Genomic DNA, 16,263 nt, shown 5'->3' with positions numbered 1-16,263 from the left:
AACTTCTACAAGGCCGTCATGCAGAGGGTCGGCGTCGGGCGCTTCGGGCTGAAGCCCACCAGCCGCATCAAGGCCTTCGTCTTCAGGTTCGTCTCCGTGCCGGCCAAGTGGGTCAGGACGGCAAGGCGCAACGTGCTGAACATCTACTCCTGTAACCACGCCTATGCAGGCGCATTCGCGGCAGGCGGCGGATAAGGCCGGCTCCTTACTGGCCGATGACCGCGTATTGCCTCAAGACGCATCGTGGGGTAAGGGGATTTTGTGCAACGGAAACACCTAAATGCCATTCCCTACGGCCTGAAGGCATCTTCCCGGCCTGCTACTTTGGAACTCATTACTCTTGCAGATCGGTTGCGGATTTAAGGTGTATAAAATTGTTTCGGAAAAAGTTTGCGGAAAAAATCCGTGTTTACTTAAAATGCTCAAATACCAATTTGGCTTTAGCCGGCCCAATCACTTCTGCAAGTCTTTCCTCGCTTGCTTCCTTGATGTTGGCCACTGATTTCAATTCAAGCAGCAGTTTTTCAGCCGTCGCTTTTCCAATGCCTTTGATGTCGGCTAGTTCGGAGTGCATAAAACCTTTCTCGAATTTCTTGCGGTGATGCGTAATGGCGAAACGGTGAACCTCGTCCTGAATGTAAGTCAGCAAGCGGAACAGCTCCGAATTGAGTTTCACGCCAACAACTTTCGGCGGAAAACCATATAGCATTTCGTTGGTGCGGTGGCGGTCGTCCTTCACCAAACCGGCAATCGGGATTTTTACATGCAGTTCATCTTCAATCACTTGGCGCACCACTTCCATCTGGCCTTTGCCGCCATCAGTGATGATTAGATTCGGCAGCGGCTGTCCTTCGGCAATAAGGCGCGAATAGCGGCGACGCACCACTTCCTTCATCGAAGCATAATCGTCGGGACCGACAACCGTCTTAATGTCGAAATGACGGTAAGCGCTCTTATTCGGCTTGCCATTGACAAACTGCACCATAGCCGCCACAGGATAATCGCCTTGGAAATTGGAGTTGTCGAAACACTCAATCACTTCGGGCAAAGCAGGCAGATGCAGCTCTTCTTTCAACTGGTTCAGCACCCGTTTCTGATGCCGTTCAGGATCGACGAGCGAGCGCTGACGCTCAAGGTCAATCTTATATTGCGCGGCATTGCGGCGCGAAAGTTCCAAAAGCTGCTTCTTGTCGCCGCGTTGCGGAATGGTAAACTCAACATTATCAATGGCAAAATCGAGTTTCATCGGAACAATGATTTCAGTGGCATGATTGACCATTTGCTGCCGCAATTCCGTTATGGCAAGCAGCAACAATTCCTCGGCACTTTCCTCCAAACGCCGTTTCATCTCAAATGAATGCGATTGGATGACAGCACCATCGACCACTTTCATGTAATTCACATAAAACGACTCGTTGTCATCAATGTAGGAGAAAACCTCAACATTATGAATCGTCGTGCTGACCACCGTCGAACGGCTGCGGTAGTTCTCTAACAAATCGTATTTTTCCTTGATTACCTGCGCTTTTTCAAACTCCATACGTGAAGCGCAATCCATCATCTGCGCCTTCAAATCGCGCAAAACCGACTGCAAGTTACCACGCACAATCTCCTTGATTTCGGCAATCATCTTGCCATAATCCTCTTGCGAAACGTAACCCTCACAAGGGCCGCCGCATTTATGAATATGGAAATCGAGGCAGACTTTGTATTTACCTTTTTCGACATTCTGCACCGTGAGCGGCGTGCGGCAAGAACGCATCTGATAAGCCTGTCCCAACAAATCCAAAAGGATATGCGCCGTGCGCACCGAAGGATAAGGCCCGAAATAATCCGAGCCATCGTTGACTTTCTTGCGGGTCAGGAAAACGCGCGGAAATGGCTCGTTTTTCACGCAAAGCCAAGGGTAGGTCTTGTCGTCCTTGAGCAGGATGTTGTAGCGCGGCTTGTACTGCTTAATCATCGTATTTTCAAGCAACAAAGCCTCCGATTCCGAATCGACGATGCTGTATTCCAAATCGGCAATCTTGCTCACCAAGACTTTCGTTTTGCCAAATTGCTCCTTATTAAAATAACTGGAAACACGCCGTTTCAGGTTCTTTGCCTTACCGACATAAATCAGCACGCCATCCTTGTCAAAATAGCGGTACACGCCCGGCTTCGACGGCAGGACGGCCAATTTTGCTTTTATGTTTTCGGGCAAATCTATCATTTATTGTTTTCATTTATTCGCAAAGGGCGGCGTTCGCATTGCTCACTCTGCCCTTTGCTGTACTAATCTGCCCTTTCAGGGCGAACACGTGTCCAATTTTTTCTTCCTCCAATTTCCTCCTAACTCCTCACTCCTAATTCTTCACTCCTTTTTTCTCATGTGGTCCCAGCCTTGCGCTTTCAGCGGGAAAACATGCAAATCGTTGGTCACCATTTCGGCAACGCCTTTGTCTTCAGTCATATAGCCGATAACCGAGACATCGGACGAAATGGTCTTTATCTTTTCGTAATCCTTCTGGTCGATGGTGAAAAGCAGTTCATAGTCCTCTCCACCGCTCAATGCTGCGATGCTCGGCACGATGTCGAAATCTTTCGACAGTTTCACCGTCGTCGGATCCATCGGGATTTTGTCTTCATACAACTGGCACCCCACGCCCGACTGCTTGCAGAGGTGCAGGATTTCGGAAGCCAAACCATCGGAAATATCGATCATCGAAGTCGGCTTGATGCCCAATTCCTTCAGTTGCGCCACAATATCCTTGCGTGCTTCGGGCTTCAGCTGACGTTCAAGCACATAATCCAAGCCTTCCAGTTTCGGCTGCATGTTCGGATTGGCCAGAAATTCAGCCTTTTCGCGTTCCAAAATCAGCAGGCCGATGTAGGCGCCGCCCAAATCGCCGCTCACGCAAAGCAAATCGTTTTTCTTGGCGCCATTGCGGTAAACGATGTCTTCTTCCTTAGCCTTGCCGATGACCGTGATGGAAATCACAAGACCGGCCTTGCTGCTTGTCGTGTCGCCGCCGACCATATCGACATTATAACGCTCGCAGGCCAAACGGATGCCGGCATACAGTTCGTCCAAAGCCTCGACGGAATAGCGGTTCGAGACGCCCAATCCGACCACAATCTGGGTCGGCGTGCCATTCATGGCGTAAATGTCAGAAAAATTGGTCACGGCGGCCTTGTAGCCCAAATGTTTCAGGGGCGTATAAGTCATGTCGAAATGAATGCCTTCAATCATCATATCGACGGAGACCAAAGTGCGTTCACCTTCATGATTGATGACTGCGGCATCGTCGCCGACACCTTTCAGGCTCGATTCGTTCCGCAAAGGGAAATCGGTGGTCAATTGGTCGATAAGTCCGAACTCTCCAAGTTCATCGAGTTCGGTACGGGTAATATCTTCGTTATTTTCTTGCATATTATTAAGCCAAAAACTTATGAAATTATTCAAACATTAAAAGGCAAAAGTAAGCATCGAACGCATCAAATCGGCATCTGCCTTAATACGATACTTTTCCTCTTTCGATACTTTTTCCCGCTTTTCCATTTCTGCGATAAAAGCGAAAGCATTCTCTCCCTCTAATACTGGGGTAGCTTCAATTGGTTTTGCCATAATCCATTTAATTATGGTGCAAAAATACACATTTTCTTGAATTTGAATATGACATTAGTCCATCATAAAGTCATAGCATTTCTTGCGTTTTAAATCAACCTTAATTCCCCAAAAATAAGTTCCTCCGCCAATGACACCAACAAAATGTTCTAACCACGGAAAATCATCATTTTCCGCTGCTTCCTTCCAGACAAATTTAACATACATCTTTTTTCTTCCGTGATTATCAACATATCCCATGTATTGGCGCACGAATTTATCGAAATTTTCAGAAATAATGGGTGAATCTCCAAATACAACAGCCACATTACTTTCTTTCTTGGTTACATATTTCCTGATAATATTATCAGACAATAACACATCTTCAATCGTTGGCATCCACTTAGTTTCTGAGGAATCAACATAATAAGAATTGTTATTTGGATTAAAGATAACACCTTCAAAGTCATCCGTTATTATGTGGACATTACTATTATCCAAAGTGTCAACAGAAACAAAGCTCTGACTCATGCACAAAATTGAAATGCCACACAAAAGGATTATCAGTAGAAAAGTCTTCATATATCAATTATCTTAGTTGTCAATCTACGAGACTGCAAATCTAATAAATAATCCACAAAGGCAATATAAAAACGAAAAAAGCAGAGCCAAAACTCTGCATTTTCTAGTGGTCCCACTAGGACTTGAACCTAGGACCTACTGATTATGAGTCAGTTGCTCTAACCAACTGCGCTATAGGACCGCAAAAAACGAACAAAAACAGCAATTTTTTTGTTATTTACTTGCTTTTTGCGCTGCAAAGTTACAAATTTGCAGAAAATTTGAAAGGAAAAATCTGATAAATTATGACAGCAAAGATAAAAAACATCATTTTTGACCTTGGAGGCGTAATCCTCGGCATAGACGAACAACTGACTTTCAGCGAATTACGAAAATCAGGCTTCTTAGATATGGAGCTTCTGAAATCACCCGAAATTCTTGATTTGCTCAGTAAATTCGATACGGGCATCTATTCAGCCAAGACTTTCCGCAAGAAACTGAAGGCTGCGCTCAACATTAGCAAGATGACTGATGAGAAATTTGATTCCATCTGGAACGCCATGTTGCTCGACATTCCGAGGGAACGCATCGAAGCCATCGAAAAGGTGAAGAAACACTACAAGATTTTCCTGGCGAGCAATTCCAACGAAATCCATTACGACCTTTATGTCAGGGATTTGCAGTTGCGTTTCGGCTATCAGGAATTTGACGAGCTTTTCAACAAGGCTTATTTCTCATTCGACATCCATTTGGAAAAGCCCGACCCGCGTTTCTTTGAATTCATCCTTGACCACGAAGGCCTCAATCCCGAAGAGACGCTTTTCATCGACGACACGGCTGAAAACATTGAAACTGCTAAACGGCTCGGCATCAAGACCTATCACATCCGCCGCGACGAACTGGTCAGGAATCTATTCAACAATGGTGTGCTCAAAGAGGATATCGCTTCACAACTTTGATTTTTCGAATTGCTGATTATTAAACAACTACGGATTTTATTGATGAATTTTTGAAAGCGCCCTTCGACAAGCCCTTTCGACAGGCTCAGGGAGCGCAGGGAACAGCGCATGAATTGTCACAAATTTGGCTAGCGCAGGAAAAAGATATGTGCAGATACGTGTGATATGTGGAGATTTTCCGTTATGCAGTTCTAAATAGTTTGCGAGATTTACATTCTGTTCGTTGAGGGGAGGCTATTTCCATTGGCTAAGAAAATCCTTCAAGATGATTTTCAGGTTGGCATCGCTACCGAAAATCTCATTCATCTTGGCTGAACGCGCCCAAACCGCCTGATAGGTTTTGCCGGTGATGGCTGCTGCCTGTTTCTCGTTCAAGCCGATGATGTAGAGACAGCAATAAAACACGTCGGAAGTGGTCAGGCGGGGATATTGCTTGATGATTTTCATTGAAAATCCGGGGAAAGCCGTGTCGACAGCCTTGAATATGAAGGCCTTTTGTGTGTCGGTCAGTGTCAGCTTTGGGTAGTTTTGCCCCGATTTAATGTATTCGCTGTTCACTTTGTCAAGCACTTTGCGGCAAGTGTCGTTCTGCTTCAGCAATGCTATTCTTTCTTCATACTGCATTTGGGGCACATTCTGTTCTCCTGTCACGGAATCAAGTTCTTTCTGCAATGCCTTGATTTGTTTGCTTTTAGCATCGCTTTCGGCGGTTTTTTCAATGATTTTGAGTTGCAGTTTGTCCGATTCCGAAATCAGTTCCTTTTCGCGTCTCTTGTTCTTGCGCTTCCCTTTTTCAATGCAGATGCTGTAAATAAAAATGAGGAGAACGATGAGCGCACACAAAGCCGCGATGATGGCAAGGTGAGAATCCTTTGTTACTGCAAACAGATTAACAAGGTTTATGATGGCGCAATCAATTGATTTATATATTGTTGTTGAGAGAATGATAAGAGACATGAAAGAATTGTTTTCAATGTAAAAATCAAGGCGCAAAAATACGATTTTTATTGCAGCAATAACTTTTCGAATGCAATTCTCTCGCCATGTGGATAATGGATTTCGCCACAGTATGTAAAGCCTTCTTTTTCAAGAAGTTCAATCATGTAACGGTTGTCTTTGTGCGTGTCGATTTTAAAACTATGAACGTTTTCGGAATGTGCTATTTTTTCGGCTTTGTGCATCAGGCAAGAGGCAAGGCCTTGGCGTGTGTAGGCTTTCCTGACGCAAATCCTGTGTATCACCACATAATCATTTTCGCTGAGCCATTTCCCGTCAAGGTGCTGGTATTCAGGTTCTCCGTTGATGATAATGGCTGCGTATGCAGCGATTGCATCATGGCAGAGCACGACGAAACCTATGCCTTTGCTGATGTCGGAAAGTATGCTTTCGCGGTTGGGATAGCCATTTTGCCATTGGTCGATGCCACGGTTTTTCAGCGATTGCTGGGCATCACTCACAATTTCGAGTATGCTTTCGAGGTCGTCTGTAGTGGCTTTTCGGATCATGGCCTGTTATTTCACCCTCAGTTTTTGACCGATTTGCAGTATCTTCGTTTCTTTGATTCCGTTCAGCCGGCAGATTGCCTTCACGGTTGTCCCGTATTTTTTGGCAATTTTGCTGAGGGTGTCTCCTGATTTTACTTTGTGGTAGACGGCACCAGTTGTCTTTGGCTTTTCCTTACTGGCTTTGATTGACTGCTTGTCGGTTTGCCCGTAATGGGAATTGATGTTGAAATAATGCTTCTTGAGTGTGAAGATTGTGTCGCGCAGTTTTCCGTGTTCAAAGTCGAAAATGCGTTCCGGGTCGAAAGGCTTGCCCATGTAGCGGGTTTCGAAATGGAGGTGAGGACCTGTCGAGCGGCCTGTCGATCCTCCGTAGCCGATGAGTTCGCCAGCCTTGACAATGTCGCCGCTATTCACGATGTATTTGCTCAAGTGTCCGTAATAAGTCTCTAAGCCGTTGGCATGGCGGATGACCAAAACATTGCCGTAACCTCCTGTATATCTGGTTGGAAGTGCAACGCGCACTACGCCATCGAAGGCTGCATAGATGGCATCGCCTTTGTTCAGGCTGATGTCAATGCCTTTGTGCGGGCGTCTTCTTCTGTATTTGAATGTTGAAACGACAGGACCTGGGTGTGGAATGCAGTAGCCGTGAAGGGAATCGACCAATACCAAATTGACTTCATCGGGAATGTCTTTCAATTCAATATCGCGGTAGCTGTGAACCTGGTCGGTGTCCCAGTGGTCGGTGTCGAGCGTGTCGGGCAAAATGGGTTTGGTGATGTCGAAATAGGCCCAAGTGAAATCGTCAAACAGCAGGATTTTCTGGAATTTGTCGTCGGTGTCCAAGGTGTCGAAAGGTATGGGAATGCTGCCTTCCAATTCTTGTCCTTCTTCCTCGTCTACTGATAAGGTGTCGGGCGTCTGTGATTCTATGTAAATATATATGGTGTCGTAAACTACGGTTGCGTTTTTTTCTTTAATGCGTTGGAAAAATCCTTTCTTATCTTGTGCAGTTGCGCCAATTGTGAGGAATAAGCAAATAAAAAATACTATGGTTTTCTTCATGTGTATAAATCGTGTTTATAAAGGTAAAGAACGGCAAAGATAATGAATTATTGTCTTTGACCGAAGGTTTTTATTGGCCAAAATGGCAAATTAGTCGTCTGAAATCTCGCTCAACATGTCGCGATATACCGAAAAAACATTGGCTCTTGACATGTAACCCAGATATTTACGGTTTTTGACGACGGGAATGTTGTATTTTCCGGAAATCTCAAATTTTCTCACAATATTTTCCATCGGGTCATCGGGATTGATGACGTATTCGGGAATGACGGTGAAGTCGAGAATGAAACGGTCGTAGATGCTTTGGTCGAACATAATGCTGCGGATGTCGTCCAAAAGCACATGACCGCAGAAATTGCCTCCCTTGTCGACAACAGGGAAGATGTTACGCTTTGAGGAAGCTATTATCGGAATCAGGTCGCCGAAAGTCTTATCGGGGTCGATGCTGCTGAAATTGGTCTCAATCAACTGATTGACCGTCATCATGTTGAGTATACTCTTATCTTTGTTGTGCGTAACCTCGACACCTTCTTCAGCGATGGCATTCGTGTAAATGGAATGTTTGAAAAAGATGTGGTTGACGGCATACGACAACGTGGCGACAATCATCAGCGGCACGATGAGGGCGTAGCCGTTGGTGATTTCGGCAATGAGGAAGATGCCCGTCAGCGGTGCGTGGAGCATTCCGGCCACCAGACCGCTCATGCCGACCAAGGCGAATTTTGCAGGGTCAAGGCCCCCGATGCCTAAATAGTTGATGGCCAGGGCGAAAAACAATCCTGTGAAAGCGCCTATGAACAGGGCGGGAGCAAAGGTGCCACCCACGCCGCCGGCTCCGAAAGTGAAGGCCGTGGCAAAGGCTTTCAACAATATGATGCCCAAAAACAGCACCAAGGTAATCCAATCGATGCCTTTGAACCGGGCCAAAAATGGATTGCCGAAAATGGGACTGTAATCACCGGCAAGGGCCTTGTTGATGGCCTCGTAGCCTTCGCCGTAAAGGGCAGGGAAGAGGTAAATCAGCAGACCTAACAGCGTGGCGCCGAGGAAGAAACGCTTCCAAGGCGATTCGATGTGCTTGAATCGTTTTTCAACGCTGAAAGTCACTTTCAGGAAATAGGCAGAAATCAGTCCGGCGAAAAGACCCAGACCGATGTAGAAAATGGCATTGGTGGGAATGAAGCCTTCGCTGATGGCTGTCGGGTATTCAACGGCTTGACCTAAAAGGAAATACGATGTCAGAATAGCCACAAATGATGACACGATGATGGGCACTAAGGCACCAAGCGACAAGTCGATCATCAGCACTTCAAGTGCAAAGACGACGCCTGTTATCGGGGCTTGGAAAATGGCGGCCAAGGCTGCTGCGCCCCCCATGCCGATAAGGAGCACGATTTTCTTGTAATCCAATTTGAGCAGCTGCCCAATGTTGGAGCCAATGGAGGCACCTGTCGAAACCGAAGGACCTTCCAGACCTACCGAACCGCCGAAACCGACGGTTAGCGCACTGGTGAAGATGGATGACCATGTGCTGGTGTGGCTCACTTTCCCTTTGTTTTTCGAAATGGCGTAGAGGATGCCCGGAATGCCATGCCCGACTTCCTTTTTCAGGACAAATTTGCAGAAAAGGATGGTAAGCAGGATGCCGATAGCCGGACAAATGAAATAAAGCAAATGCGAATAATTGAACTGAAAACTAAGCACCGAATCGCGTATGCCGTGGGCTAACTTCTTGATAATGACGGCTGTCAATCCGGCACAAAATCCAGTCGGGATGCTAAGTGCAATCATGAAGGCACGGTCGGAGAGTCGGCCTACGCGCCATTCGTTGAAGCGTTCAATCCATGTCTTGATTTTCTCCTTGAGCATCGTTTTGCTGTTTCAGGCCGCTAAAATAGGAAAATCAATTGTTCACTTGAACAATAAAATTCATATTTTCGCAGCGTTAAATGAAATGGATATGAAAATAGTCAGTTATAATGTGAATGGCATACGCTCTGCCATCAGCAAAGGGCTTTTGCAATGGATTGAGCAATATCAGCCTGAGGTGTTGTGTTTTCAGGAACTGAAGGCCACACCCGACCAGATTCCCTTGATGGATTTCGAAATGTTAGGCTATCAGCATTTCTGGTTTTCGGCCAAAAAGAAAGGCTACAGCGGTGTAGGCATGATTTGCAAGCAAAATCCTGATAATGTGGTGTATGGAATGGGTAATCCGCTTTATGATGATGAAGGTCGTTTCCTGCGTGTTGATTTTGGCGACTTGTCGTTGGTGAGCGTGTATCATCCTTCGGGCACCACGGGCGACGAGCGTCAAGAGTTCAAGATGCAGTGGCTTTCGTTTTTCCGCAGTTATGTGAATGAGTTGCGCAAGGAGCGTCCCAACCTGGTGCTGTCGGGCGACTACAACATCTGTCACGAGGCCATTGACATCAACAACCCGAAGGCGCACGTCACTTCATCGGGTTTCTTGCCTGAGGAACGTGAGTGGTTCACCAGTTTCCTCAACGATGGCTATGTCGATAGTTTTCGCCATCTGGTGAAGGAACCCAATCGCTATAGCTGGTGGAGCTACCGTGCCAATGCCCGCGAGAAGAACTTGGGCTGGCGCATCGACTACCATATCGTCACGGAAAGCCTTGTGAATCAAATCAAATCCGTTGACATTCTGCCCGATGTGAAGCACTCCGACCATTGCCCGATTGTTTTGGAGTTATAGTATTATCGCTTTATTATGCAGTTTCGAAAAAGGTTATTGGCTTTTGGCCTCTGGCCTCTGGCTTGGCTTCGCCGTAGGTTCGTTGCGGCGACAGCCCCAACTAGCGGCGAAGCCAAGCTAATAGCTAAAAGCCAATAGCCAATAGCCAAAAGCAATATAAATGTAAAATACTTCTAACTCCAGACTCTAAACTCCAAAATTTTTCCTATCTTTGCCGCGAAAAACAGGAGATGGCCTAATAGTTCAAGGGATAGAACGGAAGTTTCCTAAACTTTAAATCTAGGTTCGAGTCCTAGTTGGGCTACAAAATAACCGCTATAACAAATTGATAATCGATAAGTTGTAGCGGTTTTCTTTTTGGGTTTGCTGAAACATTGCTGAAGTTTTGTTCCAACGGGAAAAAGCGTACATTTGCAGTGCGCAAAGGCGCTGTCTACAGATTCATAATAAACATCAATAAACGAAAAGAACCACCCGCGACGGCATGCGTCACCATACGCCAATCGTTGTAAAGTGAGTGGCTAGACATTCTTTGCCTGTGCTGCAAGGACTTGCGTAGCAAGGCCTCATTCGCCCGATTCGCGGTCTTTTCTCTGCGTCCGGCAGGCATTTTGTTTGAATCTAAAAGAAAGTATATAGATGGTATTTTAATTGCCTTACCGAAGCCCTGCATGGCGGTCGGCCCAGCGTTCGGTGTAGAAGTCGTGGTAGTCCTTGCCCTTGCCGTGGCGGTTGTACCACACGAGGTGCAAGGCCGAAGGCAGCCCGACGACGAGCAGGTAGAGCGGACCGAAGATTTTGGAGTCGACGGTGTGGCCGTCGGCTTCGTGGCGGATGGTACACTCATCATGGGCACATTCGGGGCACACGATGGCGAAGTTGCCGAGCGATATGCCGCCGGCGCTTTTCGGCAGCCGCGCCTCCAGCACAAGGCAATAATGTCGGTAGTCGATGAGCCTTACCTTCTTCGAAAACAGCAGTAAGCCCAGGGCCACAAGGTTCTGTGGCAGCTGCCAGAGAAAGAGGATGGGGAAGAGGAGCGTGCTCAAAGATGATCCAAGAAATGCATCCATATAAAAAACTTGTAAGGCTTGAGGCTTTCGGGAAGGATGTCGTCCAAAATGTCGTTTGAGGCAGTTTCCTGGTCCTGCACCTGATACTGGTCTCTCCAGAGTTCTCACAGTCTTTTTCTGCGTCTGCGCTCTGTCCGTCTATGCATTCTGTCTTCTTTCATGGCTATATGACTTTCATTGGTTCACGGTGCAAATATCCGAAATTTCTTTTTTGGTGCAAAAGGGTTGCAATCTTGCAAGCTACCCATCACCCCCTCACACCAGCAGCCTGATAAGTCCTTCCGACTTACAGAACATGTCGGGGTAGCGCATGCAGACGGCATAGACCTGTTTGCCCGTGACGGGCTGTCCGTCCTTGCGCACATGGAGCTGCTTCGCGTTGATCATCTCGGCGAGCTGCTCGGTCCGCATGCCGCGGTTCGAGGTGATGAGGCAATATACTATGGCTTCGGGAAGGGACATTATTTCCTGTACTCCATTAGTTCCTCACTAGTCATATAGATAGGTGCGTATTTTTGATGACCTTCTTGATATTTTGCGGCAAGCAGTCCTGACAAATTGATTTCTCCAATATTTACTTCTTCTTCCAAAATATAGCATCTGTAAGGACCATCGGGGTTATTATATTTCAATTCAGCCATTTGTTCTGTGGTGAAAACGTGCGAAGTGTATTCGGCTCTATATACGCCATAAATCGTTTCAGTGTCCTCGTCACAGAGTATTACGAAACGGACATGGGAAGTGCCTTTCTGTGAGTGTTTGATTGCACCCTCCCTATTGCTTCCGCAACGCACATTATAGATGTTGCTGTATTTCCCAAAAGGCTGTCTGTGGCCATTCTTTTTGCGTTTGTATTCAGTAAACTTGCTGAAAATCCAATTCAAATGCTCTTCATCTTTCACATGGCCTATGAGAACATAATCATCAAGATAGTTCTCCAAATGGTGAACTGTGACAAATGCATGATTAACAGTCGGTTTCGCCGATGGCTGTTTTTGTCCTTGAATCTTATCTTTCAACTTTTCATAAGGATCATCACCCAAACGGCAAGGCTCAACATAGAAATACTGCTCCACCAAATTGAGCACTTCTTCGTTTTCATCTGCTATGATTTGTCTTTCCCTGTCAGATTTGACTTTTATCTCATTCGGAATAGCCAATGCAAGCGAATAGAACTGTCGGTCATCCTTTACGTCGTAAGGCATGAACACTTTGCCCAAAAGCGTTTGGAAATTCTCCTTTATCACTTTCTCCTCATTTACTCCAGGACGGGCTGTCATAACACGGAATTGATATAGTTTTTCCAATTCTTCGCGTATCTTTTCCCTGAAAATGTTTTGCACCTTGATTTTCCATGCCGCTTTTTCTGTCGATTTGTTGCGTGCATATAGTGTGACAACATATAGGAAATTGACATCGTAATGAAGCACAAGCAAAGTGTCGCGGTCGAAAAGCCGATTCAAGAACTGTAACGAAGAAAACGACGTTTTGTGTTTTTGGCTCAAATCAATGGTGTCGTGCTTGCTGAGGTCTGGCTCCATCTTGGCACTAATAAAGAAATTAGGCACTACATTGTAGCCTTCAGTGAGTTCATCGCGCAAAGGAAGGATTTTGTCTGTCGCATCATTGCCGTCTCGGAAATAATCAAGATTCCACTGAATGAGATTCCGGGCATAGGTGTATTGCTTATATTCGGGTTTTTCCTGTATCTGTGTGTTCCGTTTGTAATACTTGCTATCACCAATGTAATAAGTATTCAGGTCGTTTTCGGTTAGACTGGTGTAACTGTACAGGTGGTCAATCAGTTTTCCGTCCTTTTGAGCCTTCAGTTTGGGCGGCAAGTTCTTGTCGCCAAGCAAGTCGTCGATGATGGATTCAAAAACCACATCGAAGCTCTTTACCAGCAAATACTCTTTCTGTTGGGCATTGACCGCCATCTGATACGAACTGTCGAAAAATGCATAACACAACTCCCACAGCAGCAAGGCCTTGTCGGAAAAATAACGGTAGCGGATTTGGCGCAGACGATTTCGGCCTTTATCATTTTTCAGATACTGTCTGAATTCCTGCTTGCTTAGCAATTCATATTGCAGACAGATGGGGGCCTGGAAACCATACTCATGGTTGATATAATCAAGAATGGAGAAGAAAATGACAAACAATTCTTCATCGAAATTGATTTCACGTTTCCGGTTCACCGGATCGATATAAACAGGGATGCCGTTTTGTACAAAAGCCTGAGAATGTGAAATCGTCTTTGTCCAACTGATTTTGTTGTAGCCTGAGTGAGCATTCTTTGCGATGAAGAAAAAGAAATCCTGGTTTTCCTGATTGAAGCGGATAAGCGAAAGAATGACATCGAGATAAGTGTTGGCCTTATGACGCTTGCCTACACCCGATTGCGGCATGCTGCAATACAAAAGGTTGTTGGAATTTGGATTTTTCTGACGGAATACACTCACCGCACGATAAATCCAAACGGCAAACTCATACAAAAAGCGCTTGAAGTTGTCGCTCAGATGCACATCCTGACCTTCGGGCGAAATGATGTCGGCTGGGTCAACCAAAGTGCCTCTGTCGGTGACTAGCATTTCGTTCTCGTCAAGCAGTACCTTGGGTAAAATGAAGACACAATCTCTCACTTTCGGTTCGTAGAAATAGCCTACAAAACCAGTGGAGTACTTGCCGTTGACATCCTGCCAATGGCAAATCTGCGGCAACACAAGTTCGTTGTCGGTCAACTTATACTGATGGTCTTCAAAAAGAATATACATGATTATGCCTGAGCCTCTTGGTTCTCTGTTGGCTTGTCCTGACTTTCACCGAATTTCATTACATTTCCGATAAACTGTTCCGCTATTTCGGAATCCACATTGCCATTGTCGTCAAAGAAATCGGGGAAAGTAAGTTCACCATCATTTCCATCTTTCTTAATTTTGAACAAATCGGCATATTCATCAGAATAAAAAGACTTGAACACATCGTTCCAAAGGTAGAAGCACACTTTATTGACAAATGTCTCCTTGCTGATTCCGTTGTTTGTATCATTGGCCTTGCAGAAGAAATAGCCCAATTGCTTGTCGGCACTACTCGTCATGCCAAGGACCACCTTGTTAATCTTTTCAAGGAATTTCCACCAATCATGTCCACCTTCGATAGTCCAACTCTTTTTTTCATCCTTAATTTTGATGTATCTCCAATCCCATCTTCTCTTGAAAGCTGAATCAATTGGGAAGAGGCTCTGGTCGGAGGTGTTCATAGTGGCCCAGATGTGGAGGTTGGGCGGCAGAACCAAACGCTTACCTGCTTTCAAATCGTCAGCAGTAGCAATCATCTTTTCAGCATCATTCTCTCTTTTCTTTATAACATTGCTGAAAACCAAATCAGAGAACTTTGTGCCATCGGCACTTTGGGCTTCTCCAGCCAAATATTTGGTTATGGCACTTTCTGGTGAAATGGCATAACTTGAAAAACCATTATTTTCCCTGTCGAGCAGCTGGAACAAATCGCCAAATATTTGGGCGCAATTGCCACGGTTTATTTCTTCAATTACAAGATAATAGCTGTCGTCTTCACCCTCTTGCCTGTTCAAGTATCTTTTCCATGCTTCAACGTATGCTTTCAGAAACGCTTGAGGTTCGTATTTATAGACGATGCGTTTTTCTTTATATGTGCCATTGTTTTGGTCAAAGCTTGCACCATTGTTAAGGACAACAGGAACAACGCGGACTTCCGTTTCTTCCATCATGGGCTTGTAAGCTCCAACAAATGTTGCATAATCGGTGTCAGGATGGAAAGTCGTCCTTATGGAATTATCATCGTTTGTTTCTCCGTCTATTTTATGGCTCTTGCCTGTGCCAGGGGCACCGTAGAAGATTTGCTGGAGAGGATGATTCGATGGATTTGGAATATGTACTAAAGTATTTTTGTTATTTCTTGCTATGTACTTTAAAAAGAGATAATAGTTGCTAACAAAATGTGCAAAAGCATTAATCCCAGCAGAATACATATTGCCGCCTTTTTGGTCAAAATCTTGAGCTGCAACTTTTTGACTGATTTGAAGCAATTTAGCCACATCCATTACGTCAAACAACGCAGTTGTGCCAGCAACAGATTGTACAACATTCTGCACTTCACTATTATTGGGGACTTGCTTTACATACCTGTCAATTGTCGCTTCTGATTTTCCTTCATTTTTGAGATAAGCAGTAAAGAGCTCGGAGATGTCATCTAAAATACTATCGACACTGCTGTCTGGATGTAGTTCTGACAAATTGATTTCTAAATGTTCTCCTATTTTATGTGGTCTTGAGGGCACCCATACTATATTTTTATTTCTACCTACTTTGCAGCTATAGAATTCTGCTGTACGCAACAACAATGCTTCAACAACAGATCGCTGATTTCCGCCATTTAAGAGAGCTTCATCAATGCTTATTGGTGTGTCTTCAACAATCCTAGACGCCAAAGTGTTTAAACTGTCTGAGGCAATCGAACTTTGCGTTAAAGTACCATCTCCTGAAACTCTTGCTATCTGAATTTTAGTAGAAGCAATATCAACAGAGATAAGACGAGCTTTATTTGTTCCTGGTCGTGCATAATCATATGTACTACCAGGAATGATTTGAGAGACAAGTTCTAATAGATGTTCAACTAATACTGGTGCGTTAACTTTTTAAATTTTCTTGTAATGTGTTGGTTTTTTATAATTTATAGAGTTTTTTGACAAAATCGATTTGAAATTCTTTCGTTTCTTACTGGTGTTAAAATCTGTAAGAAATGAATTCTGGCAAAT

Annotated in this window: 14 protein-coding genes, 2 tRNA genes and 1 pseudogene; 4 read left to right on the top strand and 13 right to left on the bottom strand. The window is 45.1% G+C overall.

What is annotated here, in order from left to right; translation table 11 throughout:
• Window positions 1-195: pseudogene (locus AC06MN_RS00085) on the top strand (IS1380 family transposase); the annotation flags it as partial.
• A gap of 214 nt (window positions 196-409) precedes the next feature.
• On the opposite strand, the gene uvrC reads toward AC06MN_RS00085, so the two are convergent.
• The 5 genes from uvrC to AC06MN_RS00060 all read right to left on the bottom strand — a co-directional run bounded on the left by uvrC (window position 410) and on the right by AC06MN_RS00060 (window position 4,349).
• Window positions 410-2,212: an excinuclease ABC subunit UvrC gene (gene uvrC / locus AC06MN_RS00080; protein ID WP_475670313.1), complete on the bottom strand. Its 1,803-nt coding sequence runs from the start codon at window positions 2,210-2,212 to the stop codon at window positions 410-412.
• 141 nt (window positions 2,213-2,353) lie between these two features.
• Window positions 2,354-3,412: a thiamine-phosphate kinase gene (gene thiL, locus AC06MN_RS00075; RefSeq protein ID WP_475670312.1), complete on the bottom strand. Its 1,059-nt coding sequence runs from the start codon at window positions 3,410-3,412 to the stop codon at window positions 2,354-2,356.
• Between the two features lie 36 nt (window positions 3,413-3,448).
• The gene (locus AC06MN_RS00070) at window positions 3,449-3,607 is read right to left on the bottom strand and encodes a hypothetical protein (RefSeq protein ID WP_475670311.1); all 159 of its coding nucleotides are present in this window, start codon (window positions 3,605-3,607) and stop codon (window positions 3,449-3,451) included.
• 54 nt (window positions 3,608-3,661) lie between these two features.
• Complete coding sequence (locus tag AC06MN_RS00065) at window positions 3,662-4,168, bottom strand: hypothetical protein (protein WP_475670310.1); 507 nt, start codon at window positions 4,166-4,168, stop codon at window positions 3,662-3,664.
• A gap of 107 nt (window positions 4,169-4,275) precedes the next feature.
• Window positions 4,276-4,349: transfer RNA gene (locus AC06MN_RS00060), tRNA-Ile, on the bottom strand.
• Window positions 4,350-4,452: 103 nt separating this feature from the next.
• Between AC06MN_RS00060 and AC06MN_RS00055 the strand changes: the two genes are divergently transcribed.
• Window positions 4,453-5,106, top strand: coding sequence for an HAD family hydrolase (locus AC06MN_RS00055; protein ID WP_475670309.1), 654 nt, complete (start codon window positions 4,453-4,455; stop codon window positions 5,104-5,106).
• 234 nt (window positions 5,107-5,340) lie between these two features.
• On the opposite strand, the gene AC06MN_RS00050 is transcribed toward AC06MN_RS00055, so the two are convergent.
• The 4 genes from AC06MN_RS00050 to AC06MN_RS00035 all read right to left on the bottom strand — a co-directional run bounded on the left by AC06MN_RS00050 (window position 5,341) and on the right by AC06MN_RS00035 (window position 9,545).
• Window positions 5,341-6,063: a hypothetical protein gene (locus AC06MN_RS00050; RefSeq protein ID WP_475670308.1), complete on the bottom strand. Its 723-nt coding sequence runs from the start codon at window positions 6,061-6,063 to the stop codon at window positions 5,341-5,343.
• Window positions 6,064-6,110: 47 nt separating this feature from the next.
• Complete coding sequence (locus AC06MN_RS00045) at window positions 6,111-6,611, bottom strand: GNAT family N-acetyltransferase (protein WP_475670307.1); 501 nt, start codon at window positions 6,609-6,611, stop codon at window positions 6,111-6,113.
• 6 nt (window positions 6,612-6,617) lie between these two features.
• Window positions 6,618-7,676, bottom strand: coding sequence for a peptidoglycan DD-metalloendopeptidase family protein (locus AC06MN_RS00040; RefSeq protein ID WP_475670306.1), 1,059 nt, complete (start codon window positions 7,674-7,676; stop codon window positions 6,618-6,620).
• Between the two features lie 90 nt (window positions 7,677-7,766).
• Entirely contained in the window at window positions 7,767-9,545 is a 1,779-nt protein-coding gene (locus AC06MN_RS00035; protein ID WP_475670305.1) for a chloride channel protein, read from the bottom strand.
• Between the two features lie 91 nt (window positions 9,546-9,636).
• Between AC06MN_RS00035 and AC06MN_RS00030 the strand changes: the two genes are divergently transcribed.
• Both AC06MN_RS00030 and AC06MN_RS00025 read left to right on the top strand, forming a co-directional pair.
• On the top strand, window positions 9,637-10,395 hold the full coding sequence (locus AC06MN_RS00030) for an exodeoxyribonuclease III (RefSeq protein WP_475670304.1): 759 nt from the start codon (window positions 9,637-9,639) through the stop codon (window positions 10,393-10,395).
• A gap of 232 nt (window positions 10,396-10,627) precedes the next feature.
• Window positions 10,628-10,699 (top strand) — tRNA-Arg (locus tag AC06MN_RS00025).
• A gap of 352 nt (window positions 10,700-11,051) precedes the next feature.
• Here AC06MN_RS00025 and AC06MN_RS00020 read toward each other — a convergent pair.
• The 4 genes from AC06MN_RS00020 to AC06MN_RS00005 all read right to left on the bottom strand — a co-directional run bounded on the left by AC06MN_RS00020 (window position 11,052) and on the right by AC06MN_RS00005 (window position 15,741).
• Window positions 11,052-11,468: a hypothetical protein gene (locus AC06MN_RS00020; RefSeq protein ID WP_475670303.1), complete on the bottom strand. Its 417-nt coding sequence runs from the start codon at window positions 11,466-11,468 to the stop codon at window positions 11,052-11,054.
• A 255-nt stretch (window positions 11,469-11,723) separates the two neighbouring features.
• Complete coding sequence (locus AC06MN_RS00015; protein WP_475670302.1) at window positions 11,724-11,930, bottom strand: hypothetical protein; 207 nt, start codon at window positions 11,928-11,930, stop codon at window positions 11,724-11,726.
• Complete coding sequence (locus AC06MN_RS00010) at window positions 11,930-14,242, bottom strand: restriction endonuclease (protein ID WP_475670301.1); 2,313 nt, start codon at window positions 14,240-14,242, stop codon at window positions 11,930-11,932. Before AC06MN_RS00010 ends, AC06MN_RS00015 begins: the two co-directional genes overlap by 1 nt.
• A gap of 2 nt (window positions 14,243-14,244) precedes the next feature.
• Entirely contained in the window at window positions 14,245-15,741 is a 1,497-nt protein-coding gene (locus tag AC06MN_RS00005) for an AAA family ATPase (RefSeq protein ID WP_475670300.1), read from the bottom strand.
• Window positions 15,742-16,263 lie beyond the last annotated feature (522 nt).

It is taken from the genome of Candidatus Limimorpha sp., assembly GCF_056203535.1.
Note: the sequence above shows the minus strand (reverse complement) of the source record. Positions and strands in the feature narration are given on the sequence as shown.